Here is a 14,123-nt window from a genome sequence, read left to right as displayed (position 1 = left end):
TTGATGATTGCCGCGCCGTCCATGTGGGATATCACCGTACCCAAAATGGAGGCAGACCGTGACCAACATGCAACCATCTGCGGGTATCCCCACGCTTAGATCCATGGGCCTGCATCGCCATCGCTTCTTGCGGCGTGCGGCTTTCGCGATCCTGCCGCGGCTCGCGTCCCGAGATATAAGCATCTCTCATCATTGGGTCGATGGCGCGAAACTGCGCCTCAATCTGTTTCGTCACCGCGGCTACTGGTATCACGGCCGCGGACGAGAAAGCGGTGTGATGTCCAGCCTTGCGCGGCTCATCCAGCCCGGTGACACGGTGATCGAAGCTGGCGCCCACATCGGATATATCAGCATCTACCTGGCGAAGTTGAACGGCCCTGAGGGCAAGGTCTTCGTCTTTGAGCCCAGCCGCGACAATCTCCGCTATCTGACCGCCAACGTGGCGTCATTCCCCCAGGTGGAAATCGTCCCGGAAGCTGTCGGGGATACCGTGGGACAGGCGTCCTTCTACGTCGAAAATCTGTCGGGTCAGAACTCGTCCCTGATCCAGGATTATGAAAATCTGGAAAGGAATAATCAGAACGCCTTTTCAAACCAGCATTACAACCAGATGCAAGTGAATGTGACCACCATCGACAGCTTCGTGGCGTCAAGAATGATAAAGCCCGACTTCCTGAAAATCGATATCGAGGGAGCGGAACTGATGGCTTTGAGCGGCATGACCGAATGCCTGGCTCGCGACCGGCCCAAATTGATGGTGGAAGTGACCAATCAGGAAGACGCTGTGATGCAGCTAATGGCGGCAGCGGGTTACAAAGCGTTCGACAATCGTCTGAAGCCCTTCGGCCCGGATGCGGACCAAGGGCCGAACCGCTTCTTCATACCAGAAGAACAGTCGTGGAGCATCATGACCTGAGGGGAAAGCGCCCCATCAGGACACTCACCCAGGGATAGACGCGCCGAAGAGTAGCACGGGCTCTCCGGCAGGGGATAACGCGACCTCCCCTCCCGCGCTCGTCACCAGGCTGCGGATCATCCACGCGGCCGCTGTGCGGGACGCAAGACTGTCTTCCGGGAGCGTTCCTGCCAGAGCGGCGCGAAGATCGGGGTCCAGCACCAGCTTGGGGCCTTCGGCACGGACCACGATTTCAGTAACGCCAGGCCGCTTTTCAGCGCCGATGTCCAGTTGGCCACCGCGCACCAGCGCGTCGCCCGCGATTAGGGCGAGGTTCAGCAACACCTTGACCGGCAGCTTGTCCAGCATGTCGTCATCGACAAGCCAGCCAACCTTGACCCGGCCCGCCGCGAACATGCCCTCAATCGCCACCCGGGCTTCATGCGTGGGCACAGCGTCGCCGAAACCGCCCGCCGATCCGAAGGCAAGCCGGAAGAATTTCAGCTTGTTGGCCGAAGTTTTCGCGCTGTCGGCCAGAAGATCGAGGCAGCGCTGGCGCATTTCCGGGTCGGTTTCATCCGCCATCAGCTCCAGACCGTTGTTCAGGGCGCCGACCGGGCTCAACAGATCATGGCACAGGCGCGAACAAAGCAAGCTGGCAAATTCGATGCTGTCGGTCGGGTTGGTCATGAAGGGTTCTGCCGCCGGGAATAACTGAAAGGAATGACAGGCTAATGCGCTGCCGGGCCAGATGATGCAACCCCGGCCTGCCGCCTTTGCCTCACATGATGTCGAGCATTGCTTCGGAAAACGTCACCTTTTCCGACCGCCCCATGCTTGCGATCCAAAGCCGTGCTTCCCCACGACCTATGATAAGCCACAGGCTGCCGTCGGGGGCCGCGCAGGCCGCATCCGTGGCGGATGGTTCAGGGCGACCACTGGGGTGCGAGTGGTAATGACCCATCACGGTTGGTCCACCAGCCCTGGCGGCCTTGTGAGCAGCGAGGAGAACCACGGGATCGAGTTCGAAATGCCTAGCCGGATCAGTCGCGACATTTGCTGCCGGACGCGCTTCCGCGATGCAGCCGGAATGCCCCAGCAACAACCCGCAGACTTCGTCAGCGCTGCTCGCCGCGTGGGACATGATCTGTTCCAGCAGCAATCTTGAAATGCGGACCATCATTCTTACATGCTTAGCCAATGGGTTCGGGGGATTCTATCATCGAGACGACGATAGGCGAAGCGCAGCATGGCCTTCGCCTGGACAAGGCGCTTGCCGAACTGGTTCCGGAACTTTCACGCGAACGATTGAAGAGCCTGATCGTCGATGGTCAAATAACTCTCGCGGGACGAACGCTGAGCCCGTCGGTGAAGGTGGCCGATGGTCAGACTTTTACGATCAGCATTCCAGCGCCCACTGATGCCGAGGCGATCGCCCAGGATATTCCGCTGACCATCGTGCATGAGGATGCCGACCTGATCGTCGTCGACAAGCCAGCGGGTCTGGTGGTCCATCCGGCGGCTGGCAATCTGGACGGGACGTTGGTGAATGCCCTGCTGCATCATTGTCGCGGGCAATTATCCGGCATCGGCGGCGTCGCTCGTCCGGGTATCGTTCATCGGATCGACAAGGATACGTCCGGGCTGCTGGTCGTCGCGAAGTCCGACCGGGCGCATGAAGGGCTGGCACAGCAATTCAAGGCGCACAGCATCGACCGGCTATATGCGGCGATCGTCTACGGGCATCCCCAACCTGCGGCCGGAACGATCGACACATGGATTGGAAGATCGGATTCGGATCGCAAGAAAATGGCGGTTCATCGCGAAGGACGTGGCAAGCATGCTGTCACCCATTATCGCACGATCGAACGCCTGACCGGCGCCGCATTGGTGGAATGCAGGCTGGAAACTGGACGAACCCATCAGGTGCGCGTTCACATGGCGCATCTGGGTCACCCCTTGATCGGCGATCCGGTTTACAGTAGAGAGAGAAAAGGTTTCAAAACGATACTGGAAACGATGCGTTTCAGAAGGCAGGCATTGCACGCGAAACAGCTGGGGTTCATACATCCGGTGACGGGGCAAAAACTCAGCTTTGACAGTGCACTGCCTGCCGACATGCAGGAACTGTTAAGCGAGCTCCACGTATAGGTTTTGACAAGTTTGCGACGGCGCATCGGACGCCTCTTCTGGGTCCCGCCGCGCACGAAAGGGAAAGGTGAAGCGACATGGCTGCAAAAAGCAATGTCCCCGCGGTTCCAGCGCTGGGCGGTGAAGCCAGCCTCAACCGCTATCTGTCGGAAATCCGCAAGTTTCCGCTGCTGACGCCTGAGCAGGAATATATGCTCGCCAAGCGTTACGCGGAACATCAGGATCCGGAGGCGGCGGCGCAACTCGTGACGTCCCACCTGCGTCTGGTGGCGAAGATCGCCATGGGTTACCGCGGCTATGGCCTGCCGGTCAGCGAACTGATCAGCGAAGGCAATATCGGCCTGATGCAGGGCGTGAAGAAATTTGAGCCGGAACGCGGTTTCCGCCTGGCTACTTACGCCATGTGGTGGATTCGCGCGTCAATCCAGGAATTCATTCTTCGCAGTTGGTCGCTCGTAAAGATGGGCACCACCGCAGCGCAAAAGAAGCTGTTCTTCAACCTTCGCCGGATGAAGAACAATATCGAAGCGTTCGAGGATGGCGACCTGCATCCCGACGACGTCAAGAAGATCGCTACCGACCTGGGCGTGACCGAGGAAGACGTGGTCTCCATGAACCGTCGCATGGCGATGGGCGGCGACACATCGCTCAACGTGCCAATGCGCGAGGACGGCGAAGGGCAATGGCAAGATTGGCTCGCCGACACCGACCCGTTGCAAGACGAGCTGGTCGCGGATGAGCAGGAAAAGACGCTGCGCCACGATATGCTGGTCGAGGCGATGGATGATCTGAACGATCGTGAAAAGCATATCCTTGCCGAACGGCGTCTGGCCGAAGAGCCCAAGACGCTGGAGGAACTGAGCCAGGTTTATGGCGTCTCGCGCGAGCGTGTCCGCCAGATCGAGGTGCGTGCCTTTGAGAAGCTGCAAAAGGCCATGATGCGGATTGCTGGCGACAGGCTGGGCAAGATGCGACTGGCGCTGGCCTGACGCTCATTACAATGAGATAAAAGCCCCGGAGTGATCCGGGGCTTTTTTTGCGACCGTTAGCAGCGACCGATTTATGGCGGATTGGCTTGGCGGTGCATGCCACCTTGAATGCTGGACGAACCGCGTTACGAACGGGCAAATGAGTGCCACCATCGCCGCTTCGTCTCGCCGCCGCTTCCGTTGGGCCGGCTTCGTCATCCGGATATTGGGCGGCTTTGTCGCTCTCTCATTGCTGTTGGTGCTGCTCTATCGATTCGTACCGCCCCCCGTGACGTTGACGATGCTGGCCGATCCGAATGGCATCACCAAAGATTGGGTGGGTCTGGACGATATTGATCCGGACATGGCACGCGCGGCCATCGCAGGCGAAGACAGCCGCTTTTGCAGTCATCATGGTTTCGACGCGGTCGCGATCGCGCAAGCGCTGCGACACAATGCCAGTGGCGGCAGGATTCGCGGCGGATCAACTATCAGCCAGCAGACCGCGAAGAACGTGTTCCTGTTCCAGGGTGGCGGCTTTATCCGCAAGGGGTTTGAAGCCTGGTTTACTGTCTTGATCGAGGCGATTTGGGGAAAGCGGCGGATCATGGAGGTGTATCTGAACGTCGCGGAGACGGGGATTGGGACTTATGGCGTGCAGACCGGTGCCATCCGCTATTTCCACCATGGGGCGGGCAAGCTGTCGCGCGCGGAAGCGGCGCGTCTTGCTGCCGTACTGCCACTGCCCAAGAAAAGGGGCGCGATTGCGCCGCGTGGCTTTACCCGGCGATATGGCAACAGCATCACAAGCCGGATTGGCGTGGTGCAACGGGATGGTTTGGATAGCTGCGTTCGGTGACTGAAGCGTCGTGCTTGGGTGGAAAGCAAGCGTTCGCATAGAAACGTCAGGGTGTCATGCCTGTCGCGCATCCTCCTAACTTCCAGCTTGGGCTCGCATTATGTAATGTGTGGCGGCTAATTGATTCAAGCCGCGCCAGAAATCCGATGGTAGCTGCCTCGCATTTTGGCGTGCTGATCAAATGGAACGTTGGGGTGTGGAGTTGAATGAAGCGGGTTCGAATTTCGCGCGATGAGTCATACCAGTCGATACCGATCACCATGTTTCGTGCTGATGAGGGCGGCGCGCGAACAGCTGAAGCTCACGGCACTGGCTTTATCTGGGAGAGCGTTGGAGTTTGGTATCTAATAACGAATGTACACAATCTCACAGGCTGGAACTACACGGCGAATTGTGCCCTTTCGGATAGGGCGTTCACGCCGACAAACATCGACTTCAATCTTGGGGTTTGGGCGCTCGATCCTCAAGGCGCGCGAAGGTGGTATCGACGAGGATGGAGCCTGCCACTTTCTTCTGACGATGGACCCAATTGGCTGGTGCATCCCATACACCGTGAATTGGTCGATGTAGCTGCGCTTCAGCTGTGTGCCGTACCGGACGATGAGGCATTGCGAGTACTCTCGATCGACGGGTTCGCGACTACACCGATAAATCTTCATCGTTGGGATCGCTTTGATGTCTCGGCAGGCGATGATGCATTCGTTCTGGGCTTTCCCTTCAACATGTCTGGCGGTCACTTTCCGATCTGGAAGAGGGCATCGATAGCAACCGAACCCGACATCGATCTAGAAGGATTACCGAAGCTGTTGCTCGATACTGCTACACGGAAGGGGATGTCTGGTTCGCCAGTGCTTCACGTCCGGAGGGGCTTAACAAATCCCTCAGGTACGTTTGGAGACGATTCTATAATCGGCGAGGCCACAGGTTTTCTTGGCATATATTCAGGTAGGATCGGTGAAGATCCGTTAGGCGTTCAACTTGGGATCGTTTGGAAGGCGCAGGTAATCGATGAGATAATTGCAGGAGGCGTGAAGGGCAAATGGCATTGGGAGCAATCATGATAGGCGAAACAGAGCCCCTGTTCATCCAATAGCTCTAATGCTCATTCTAGCGACGTCAGATTCTGGTCGTAGTCGATAGCCCATTCAGCGAATAACCGAAACGACTAGAGGGCGCCCTGTTTCCCAACGCGCCAAAAAAGCCCCGCTGGAATAATCCAGCGAGGCTTTTGAATGCTTAAGAGAACCCCGCGATCAGGCGGCGTCTTCGGCGCGCTTGTCCTTTTCGCTGAAGACCCGGATCGGTTCCTTGGTTCCAGCCACTACATCCTTGTCGACGACGACTTCGCCCACGCCTTCCATTGACGGCAGATCGAACATCGTGTCGAGCAGGATCGATTCCAGGATCGACCGCAAACCGCGCGCGCCGGTCTTCCGTTCGATCGCCTTCTTGGCGATCGCCGTAAGGGCGTCGTCGGTGAAGCTCAGTTCGACATTTTCCATGTCGAACAATTTGCCATATTGCTTCACCAGCGCGTTCTTCGGTTCGACCAGAATCTTGACCAATGCGGTCACGTCGAGATCTTCCAGTGTCGCGATCACCGGCAGACGGCCGACGAACTCGGGGATAAGGCCGAATTTCAGCAGATCTTCGGGCTCCGACTGACGCAGCAGTTCGCCGGTCTTGCGCTCTTCGGGGGCCGCGACATGGGCACCGAAGCCGATCGACTTGGCTTCCAGACGATCGCCAATGATCCGCTCGAGCCCAGCAAAGGCGCCGCCGCAGATGAACAGGATGTTGGTCGTGTCGACCTGAAGGAACTCCTGCTGCGGATGCTTGCGGCCGCCCTGCGGAGGAACCGAAGCGGTCGTGCCTTCCATCAGCTTCAGCAGCGCCTGCTGCACGCCCTCGCCCGAAACGTCGCGGGTGATGGACGGATTTTCCGCCTTGCGGCTGATCTTGTCGATTTCGTCGATGTAGACGATGCCGCGCTGCGCCTTTTCGACATTATAGTCGGACGCCTGGAGCAGCTTGAGGATGATGTTTTCAACATCCTCACCGACATAGCCCGCCTCAGTCAGGGTCGTGGCGTCGGCCATGGTGAAGGGCACGTCGAACGTCTTGGCCAGCGTCTGGGCGAGCAACGTCTTGCCGCAGCCGGTGGGGCCAACGAGCAGGATATTCGACTTGGCGAGTTCTACCTCACCCGGCTTCGTGCCATGGTTCAGGCGCTTGTAATGGTTGTGGACGGCGACCGACAGGACACGCTTCGCCCGGTTCTGGCCGATCACATAATCGTCCAGCACATCGCAGATTTCCTGCGGGGTCGGCACACCGCCATCCTTCTTGCCGACGAGACCGCCCTTAGTCTCCTCGCGGATGATGTCGTTGCACAGTTCCACGCACTCGTCGCAGATGAAGACGGTCGGCCCCGCGATCAGCTTACGCACCTCATGCTGCGACTTGCCGCAGAAGGAGCAGTAAAGCGTGCTTTTGGAATCGGAGCCTGTAAGCTTAGTCATTCGCCAATCTTTCCTCCCTGCCCCAAGCGAAAAGCCGCGACGGCGAGGGATATTCTGGTCCTAGGATCATCCTAGACCGCGTCACGCCGATTTCACAAGGGGAGAAAACGGCGCGCGCGATTAAGATCCATGTTAGCTGTCAGTCGTTTCGGGTGCGGCCGGACGGCGATCAAATACCTCGTCCACCAGCCCGAACGCCTTGGCCTCGTCCGCCTCAAGGAATGTATCGCGGTCCATCGCGCGTTCGACCTCGTCCAGCGACTTGCCGGTGTATTGCACATACAGGTCATTGAGACGGCGGCGAATCCGGAGGATTTCCTTCGCCTGGATTTCGATGTCCGAAGCCATACCCTGGGCGCCGCCGGACGGCTGATGCACCATGATCCGGGCATTAGAAAGCGCGATGCGCTTGCCCGGCTCACCTGCTGCCAGCAAGAAGCTGCCCATCGATGCTGCCTGACCAATGCAGACGGTGCCGACCTGGGGGCGGATATATTTCATCGTGTCATGGATCGCCATGCCCGCCGTCACCACGCCGCCGGGGGAATTGATGTACATCCAGATGTCCTTCTTCGGATTTTCCGACTCGAGGAACAGGAGCTGAGCGACGATGAGCGAGGCCATATGATCCTCAACCTGACCGGTCACGAAGATGATCCGTTCACGCAGCAGGCGGGAGAAAATGTCAAAACTGCGTTCGCCGCGATTGGATTGTTCGATGACGATAGGAACAAGCGCGGCCATGGGATCAGACATGATATTGGTCATTTTGCTCTTTCAGGGTGATTTTTGCCCGCTCTCTACATCGGCACAAAAGCGGGCAGGTTCAAGGGGTCCTGTGATCGCCGGTCGCGAGTTCAGCGGCGCGGTTCGAAATCGGACGGGGCGCGGAATGCCAGATAGGCAAGGCGCCGCACTTCCCGGCGTCCGCGCACCACGGTGTCGAGGATCAGCCCGCACATGCCTGATAGCGTGGCGAGGATCATGAGCCCAGTCACGAGGATCGCGGTCGGAAAGCGTGGCACAAGCCCGGTATTGAGATAGGTGAGGATCAACGGCGTGGCCAGAATGACCCCGATTGCCGCCAGCAGCGCGGCAATGATGCCGAAGAAGAGGATCGGCTTTTCGATCCGGTAGAGCGTGAAAATCGTTCGCAAGATGCGCCAGCCGTCGCGATAGGTCGATAGTTTGCTGACCGAACCTTCCGGCCGAGCGCCATAGACAGTCATGACTTCGGAAACGGGCATCGCCAGTTCCAGCGCATGAACGCTGATTTCCGTTTCGATTTCGAAACCTGCGGACAGGACAGGGAAGCTCTTGACGAAGCGGCGGGAAAAGACGCGATAGCCCGACAAAATATCGGTGAAGCTGCGACCGAAAAGTTTCTTAAGCAGGCTGGTGAGCGCCCAATTTCCGAAGCGATGGCCACGGCGATAGGCTTCTTCCACCTCGCTCTTACGCGCGCCGACGACCATGTCGAGATTATCTTCCAACATGGCGGCCACGAGACTGGGCGCGGCGGCGGCATCATAGGTCGCATCACCGTCGGCCATGACGTAGATGTCAGCATCCACATCGGCGAACATGCGGCGCACGACATGGCCCTTGCCCTGCTGCGTCACCCGGCGAACGATCGCGCCCGCTCCGGCGGCGAGTTCAGCGCTGCCGTCGCTGCTGTTATTATCGAAGACGTAGATGTCGGCGGCGGGCAGTGCGCGGCGGAAATCCTGCACCGTCTTCACGATCGCGCCCGCTTCATTATAGCAGGGCAGGATTACGGCAATGCGCGGACCTGCCGCCCCCTGCCCGCTTGCCACTGCCGGAAATTCCTTCATCTGCCCCAAACCTCACCCGAACTTATCGCGGCATGACGTGCCGGGATTAACATTTCGTCTGCCATGCCGAGTACTAAATGAAAAGCGCCCGTCTTCCATCTGGAGACGGACGCTTTTCGTGTTTTGGCAGTGGCCCGGCGCACATCAGCGCTCAGCCGGGCAACCCCTATCCTTATTCAGCCTTGGCAGCAGCCTTCTTGGCCGGAGCCTTCTTGGCCTTGGGCTTTTCCTCAGCGGCAGCTTCTTCAGCCACGGCCTCGTCCTTCTTGGCGGCAGCCTTCTTGGCCGGAGCCTTTTTCGCCGGAGCTTCCTCGGCCGCAGGCGCGGCTTCGTCAGCGTCCGCAGCCTTCTTCTTGGGAGCAGCCTTCTTCGCCTTGGGCTTTTCGTCATGATCATGATGATCATGGCCACAACCCGGACCATGGACGTGCGGCTTCAGGTCGCCATCTTCGGCCTCGATCGCTGCTTCCAGTTCTTCGCGGCTGACGGCGCGATCCGTGACTTCGGCCTTACCGAACAGGAAGTCTACGACCTTGTCTTCATAAAGCGGCGCGCGAAGCTGGGCGGCTGCCATCGGGTCCTGGCGGACATATTGGACGAACCGCTCACGATCCTGCGGCCCGTACTGCTGAGCGGCCTGCATGATCAGGCGGTTCATTTCCTGATCGGAAACCGCCACGCCATTTGCCTGACCGATTTCGGACAGAAGCAGACCAAGGCGCACCCGGCGAACAGCGATCGCGCGATAGTCTTCCTTCTCGGCTTCCATTTCCTTGAGAGCAGCTTCCGGGTCCGCCTCATGGCTGGCTTCGTGCTGAAGCTGCGCCCAAATCTGTTCGAACTCGGCTTCCACCATGCTCGGCGGCACATCGAAATCATGGGCAGCGGCAAGCTGATCGAGCAGCTTGCGCTTCATGTGGGTGCGGGTGAGGCCATTATGTTCCTGCTCGATCTGGCCCTTCAGCAGTTCCTTGAGCTTGTCGAGACCTTCCAGACCCAGCGACTTGGCGAAATCATCGTCCAGCTTCGGCTTGTCAGCGTTCAGGATCGCCTTGACCGTGATGTCGAAAGTGGCTTCCTTGCCGGCGAGATGGGCCGCGCCATAATCCTCCGGGAAGGGGACGGTGATGGTCTTCTCGTCGCCCTTCTTGACGCCGGTCAGCTGTTCTTCGAAGCCGGGGATGAACTGGCCAGAGCCGATCTTGAGCTTCACATCTTCGGCCGAACCACCTTCGAAGGGTTCGCCGTCGATCTTGCCGACGAAATCGATGGTCAGCGTGTCGCCGTCCTTCGCCTTGTGCGAAGCGGCATGCTCTTCCAGCGCGCCCTGCTGGGTCGCGATGCGGCCAGCGGCTTCATCAACCTGCGAATCAGCGACTTCGATGGTCAGACGCTCCAGCTTCAGACCTTCGATGCTAGGCGCGGCGATTTCAGGAAGCACTTCCAGCGCGACCTTAACCTCGGCGTCCTTGCCGAATTCAAAGCCTTCGTCCAGCTCCACGGAAGGCTGCATCGCCGGACGCAGCTTGTTGTCCGCGATCAGCTTTTGAATGCCTTCCTGGATCGAATTGTTAAGGGCGTCGCGCTGCAGCGATTCACCATGCATTTTCTTGACGAGGTTGGCAGGCACCTTGCCGGGGCGGAAGCCGGGCATACGAACCTGCGGTGCGATCGCCGCCACTTCCTTTTCCACGCGGGCGTCGATGTCCTTCGACGTGATGGTCACGGTGTAGGCGCGCTTCAGGCCCTCGTTCAACGTCTCGACAGTCTGCATCTCTTCTCTCAAACGCTTTCTTCAGCTGAATTCAGGTGGCGCCTGACATGATACAAGCCGGGCGCACTGGTGCGGGCGAAGGGACTCGAACCCCCACATCTTGCGATACCAGAACCTAAATCTGGCGCGTCTACCAGTTTCGCCACGCCCGCATCGGCCGCCGGTCGGCGCGGCATAGAGAAAAGCATCCGGGGAGGCAAGCAATTGTGGATAACTTGCCCGGAACTCACGCAGGGCCTCAGGCGTAACGTTTCGATAAGGAGAAAAACATGGCCACTCAGCCTGATCCGGAACCGATCGGCATACCCCCGCCCGACACGATTCAGCCGCAGTCACCCCCGGAGTCGCCTCCCCCCTCTACCCCTGATGAAACTCCTGCGGGCGAGCCACCCGAATTCGTTCCGACGCGGCCTGATTTTGACCAGCCGGATCGGTCCATCCCGGAGTTGCCGCCGGATTGAGTGTATCAGCGGCGTCATATTCTTGCAGTAGCGAGAAATTTTCTCCCTCTCCTGTGCTGGACAGGCCCCTGCAAGCATGATTGAACCGCGACAGACAGAAGAAAAGCGGGAGAGGCGCGGCTGACATCAAGGGGGTCATCGTGCATCGGGTTCGCGCCAAATTAGACTGGTTCAAGGCAGTTATATTACCACAGGAGCCCGCGCTTCGGGGTCGGCTTCGGAGGATTTTGCCTTCCTTCCTGGAACTTGACGACATGGTCGCCGAGGTCATGGCCCGTGCCTATGCCACCGAAAATTGGAACAATGTGACGACAGGCCGCGCCTATCTGTTCACGATCGCCCGCAATCTGATCATCGACAATGCCCGCCGCAACAAGGTGGTCAGCTTCGAAACGATCGCTGATCTGGAACTGCTGCAAGCCGAAAACAGTGTCGAAGCTCAACTTCATGCTCGCGAAGCCCTGCGACTGATCGAAGCGATCGTCGAAACGCTTCCGCCGCAATGCCGGAAGGTATTTGTCCTGCGCCGTATCCATGAAAGATCGATGATCGAAATAGCGGCAGAAATGTCTTTGTCCGTTTCTACGGTTGAAAAACATCTGGCCAAAGCCATCGCGATAGTTATGCGGGCATGGTCGGAACGTCAGGAAACGGATTTCGAACGTGCAAGCGTTGGGGCGAGGGTCAAGCAGCAGGGAAGAAATCGAGGCGAAAGCCGCGCGTCTGCTGGTCAAGCTTAACGCCGACCCGGCTGTTCAGGATGCGGCGGAACTTTCCGCGTGGATCGAAGCGGACCCGCGGCACGCAATAGCTTACGCAAGGGCGGAGGCGGTATGGGAATCCGCTGAAGTGCTGAAGAGCGCATCGGCTGACAACGATTTGCCGACTATCGCGTTCATCGCCAGCGAGCAGCAACGCCGCTTGTCGCGCAATATCATGATCGCGGTTGGAGTTGCCGTAATCCTGTTTATCATCGCCGCCATCTTCTCGATCCGCACGGTTGATGAGGCCGATCATCAGGAAACGCGAATCGAAGAGCTCCGCGTTCGCTCCGCCTGACGAGTGACGCCAAGGCATCACTGGCGCAATCTAGACCAGTAATTCCCGTACCAGATCAGGCACGAGATCGCTGGCCAGACCGATGCGAGTTTCCTCGAAATAGAAGCTGCCCGCCGAGGGTTCCAGATTCAACTCCAACGTCCGGGCGCCTGCATGCCGCGCCGTCTGGACAAAACCCGCGGCCGGATAGACAGCGCCGGAGGTGCCGATCGACACGAATAGGTCGGCCCGGCGGAGCGCTGCGTCGATCACCTCCATCTGGTACGGCATTTCACCGAAGAACACGATGTCCGGACGCAGGCTGGCACTGCGGCACGCTTCGCACTGCGCGCCCGGTGGCAAGGGATCAGACCAAGGCACAGCCTTGCCACAAGCGGCGCAGAGGGCCGATCGAAGTTCACCGTGCATGTGTATCAGGCGACGAGCACCTGCCCTCTCGTGAAGATCATCGACATTCTGCGTGACGATGAGCAACTCGCCTGGCCATTGCGCGTCCAAGGCTGCCAAAGCCTGATGCGCCGCATGGGGCTCAACTTCATGCAGCTTCGCGCGCCGTTCATCATAGAAGCGATGCACAAGTGCCGCGTTGCGCTCAAGCGCCTCTGGCGTGCAGACGTCCTCGACATGATGACCTTCCCACAAGCCATCAGGCCCTCGAAATGTTGCAAGCCCACTTTCGGCAGAGATTCCCGCGCCAGTCAGAATGACGATGTTGAAGATGTCGTCCATCTTATCATCATGTCTGCTGCTCAATCCAAAAGCTACAGCTTCCAGATGACAAGGCGGGGTCATTCTGGCATCGGACGGGCGGATTTCCGGGGACAAGCGACATCATGACGAAGATCGGACTTTTTGGAGCAGCGGGCCGCATGGGACGCACGATCGCCCAGGTCGCGATCGAAGCAGGACTGACCATCAGTGGCGGCACCGATCGCGAGGGCAGTGAAGAGCTTCTGCCGGGACTCGCGATCACATCCGATCCGCTGGCGCTCGCAGAACGGAGTGACGTACTGATCGATTTTTCGGTTCCGGCTGCTCTTTCCTCCCATCTTGATGCATGCGTTGCGGCCAGGAAGCCGGTCCTCATCGGCACCACCGGGCTGGAGCAGGTGCATCACAATCTGATCGATGAGGCCGCCCGGATGATCCCCGTGCTCCAGACGGGCAACACCTCTCTGGGCGTAAACCTGTTATCCGCATTGGTCGAGCAGGCTGCCGCCCGCCTTGGAGACGATTGGGATATCGAAATCGTCGAGATGCATCATCGACACAAGGTTGATGCGCCATCGGGCACCGCGATTCTGTTGGGTGACGCGGCAGCACGTGGCCGAGCCATCGAGCTTTCCAGCAACAGCGAAAGGGGCCGCGATGGCATTACCGGAGCGCGGGCGCAGGGTGCGATCGGGTTCGCGGCATTGCGAGGCGGGTCGGTTGCGGGCGATCATCAGGTCATCTTCGCCACCGATGGCGAGCGCATTGAACTCGGCCATCGCGCCGAAAGCCGCGTCATATTCGCACGCGGCGCCGTAAAGGGTGCGGCCTGGCTGATCGGCCAGCCTGCCGGGCGCTATGACATGAAGGCAGTGCTCGGCCTTTGAT

Annotated in this window: 16 protein-coding genes, 1 tRNA gene and 1 pseudogene; 10 read left to right on the top strand and 8 right to left on the bottom strand. The window is 59.0% G+C overall.

Annotated features, from left to right (window positions below):
- Positions 1-7: 7 nt before the first annotated feature.
- A complete protein-coding gene (locus tag AC6JBC_RS06820) occupies positions 8-916 on the top strand; it encodes an FkbM family methyltransferase (RefSeq protein ID WP_498023541.1) in 909 nt (302 codons plus the stop codon).
- A gap of 24 nt (positions 917-940) precedes the next feature.
- Here the strand turns inward: AC6JBC_RS06820 and AC6JBC_RS06815 are convergent, their stop codons facing one another.
- Together AC6JBC_RS06815 and AC6JBC_RS06810 are read right to left on the bottom strand one after the other, a co-directional pair.
- Positions 941-1,585 (bottom strand): histidine phosphotransferase family protein, encoded by a 645-nt coding sequence (locus AC6JBC_RS06815; protein WP_196225954.1) that lies wholly within the window; start codon positions 1,583-1,585, stop codon positions 941-943.
- Positions 1,586-1,676: 91 nt separating this feature from the next.
- Positions 1,677-2,078 carry a M67 family metallopeptidase gene (locus AC6JBC_RS06810; RefSeq protein ID WP_498023538.1) on the bottom strand — a complete coding sequence of 134 codons (402 nt, stop codon included), beginning with the start codon at positions 2,076-2,078 and terminating at the stop codon, positions 1,677-1,679.
- A gap of 17 nt (positions 2,079-2,095) precedes the next feature.
- On the opposite strand from AC6JBC_RS06810, the gene AC6JBC_RS06805 reads away from it, so the two are divergent.
- From AC6JBC_RS06805 to AC6JBC_RS06790, 4 genes are all read left to right on the top strand, one after another.
- On the top strand, positions 2,096-3,046 hold the full coding sequence (locus AC6JBC_RS06805) for an RluA family pseudouridine synthase (RefSeq protein ID WP_498023536.1): 951 nt from the start codon (positions 2,096-2,098) through the stop codon (positions 3,044-3,046).
- 77 nt (positions 3,047-3,123) lie between these two features.
- Positions 3,124-4,035, top strand: coding sequence for an RNA polymerase sigma factor RpoH (gene rpoH, locus AC6JBC_RS06800; RefSeq protein ID WP_196225951.1), 912 nt, complete (start codon positions 3,124-3,126; stop codon positions 4,033-4,035).
- Between the two features lie 139 nt (positions 4,036-4,174).
- Positions 4,175-4,873 carry a monofunctional biosynthetic peptidoglycan transglycosylase gene (gene mtgA, locus AC6JBC_RS06795; RefSeq protein ID WP_498023534.1) on the top strand — a complete coding sequence of 233 codons (699 nt, stop codon included), beginning with the start codon at positions 4,175-4,177 and terminating at the stop codon, positions 4,871-4,873.
- A gap of 206 nt (positions 4,874-5,079) precedes the next feature.
- Entirely contained in the window at positions 5,080-5,934 is an 855-nt protein-coding gene (locus AC6JBC_RS06790) for a trypsin-like peptidase domain-containing protein (protein WP_498023532.1), read from the top strand.
- 192 nt (positions 5,935-6,126) lie between these two features.
- Here the strand turns inward: AC6JBC_RS06790 and clpX are convergent, their stop codons facing one another.
- From clpX to AC6JBC_RS06765, 5 genes are all read right to left on the bottom strand, one after another.
- Positions 6,127-7,395, bottom strand: a complete 1,269-nt coding sequence (gene clpX, locus AC6JBC_RS06785; protein WP_066523548.1) for an ATP-dependent Clp protease ATP-binding subunit ClpX — start codon at positions 7,393-7,395, stop codon at positions 6,127-6,129.
- A gap of 132 nt (positions 7,396-7,527) precedes the next feature.
- Entirely contained in the window at positions 7,528-8,163 is a 636-nt protein-coding gene (gene clpP / locus AC6JBC_RS06780; protein ID WP_449473060.1) for an ATP-dependent Clp endopeptidase proteolytic subunit ClpP, read from the bottom strand.
- Between the two features lie 89 nt (positions 8,164-8,252).
- Positions 8,253-9,230, bottom strand: a complete 978-nt coding sequence (locus AC6JBC_RS06775) for a glycosyltransferase family 2 protein (RefSeq protein WP_498023529.1) — start codon at positions 9,228-9,230, stop codon at positions 8,253-8,255.
- A gap of 172 nt (positions 9,231-9,402) precedes the next feature.
- The gene (tig, locus tag AC6JBC_RS06770) at positions 9,403-11,004 is read right to left on the bottom strand and encodes a trigger factor (RefSeq protein WP_498023527.1); all 1,602 of its coding nucleotides are present in this window, start codon (positions 11,002-11,004) and stop codon (positions 9,403-9,405) included.
- A 67-nt stretch (positions 11,005-11,071) separates the two neighbouring features.
- A tRNA-Leu gene (locus tag AC6JBC_RS06765) sits at positions 11,072-11,156 on the bottom strand.
- Between the two features lie 117 nt (positions 11,157-11,273).
- Between AC6JBC_RS06765 and AC6JBC_RS06760 the strand changes: the two genes are divergently transcribed.
- From AC6JBC_RS06760 to AC6JBC_RS06745, 4 genes and pseudogenes are all read left to right on the top strand, one after another.
- Positions 11,274-11,465 (top strand): hypothetical protein, encoded by a 192-nt coding sequence (locus AC6JBC_RS06760; protein WP_498023525.1) that lies wholly within the window; start codon positions 11,274-11,276, stop codon positions 11,463-11,465.
- A gap of 140 nt (positions 11,466-11,605) precedes the next feature.
- A complete protein-coding gene (locus tag AC6JBC_RS06755) occupies positions 11,606-12,205 on the top strand; it encodes a sigma-70 family RNA polymerase sigma factor (protein WP_498023523.1) in 600 nt (199 codons plus the stop codon).
- Positions 12,189-12,242: pseudogene (locus AC6JBC_RS06750) on the top strand (hypothetical protein); the annotation flags it as partial. The gene AC6JBC_RS06755 and the pseudogene AC6JBC_RS06750, both read left to right, overlap by 17 nt.
- A gap of 72 nt (positions 12,243-12,314) precedes the next feature.
- Positions 12,315-12,524 carry a hypothetical protein gene (locus AC6JBC_RS06745; RefSeq protein ID WP_498026081.1) on the top strand — a complete coding sequence of 70 codons (210 nt, stop codon included), beginning with the start codon at positions 12,315-12,317 and terminating at the stop codon, positions 12,522-12,524.
- Positions 12,525-12,554: 30 nt separating this feature from the next.
- Here AC6JBC_RS06745 and AC6JBC_RS06740 read toward each other — a convergent pair whose 3' ends face one another.
- Positions 12,555-13,253: an NAD-dependent deacylase gene (locus tag AC6JBC_RS06740; RefSeq protein WP_498023521.1), complete on the bottom strand. Its 699-nt coding sequence runs from the start codon at positions 13,251-13,253 to the stop codon at positions 12,555-12,557.
- Positions 13,254-13,357: 104 nt separating this feature from the next.
- Between AC6JBC_RS06740 and dapB the strand changes: the two genes are divergently transcribed.
- A complete protein-coding gene (gene dapB / locus AC6JBC_RS06735; RefSeq protein WP_498023519.1) occupies positions 13,358-14,122 on the top strand; it encodes a 4-hydroxy-tetrahydrodipicolinate reductase in 765 nt (254 codons plus the stop codon).
- Position 14,123 lies beyond the last annotated feature (1 nt).

This window comes from Sphingobium sp. RC1 (genome assembly GCF_059738765.1).
The sequence above is the reverse complement of the archived record's forward strand: the minus strand, read 5'-3'. Positions and strand labels throughout refer to the sequence as shown.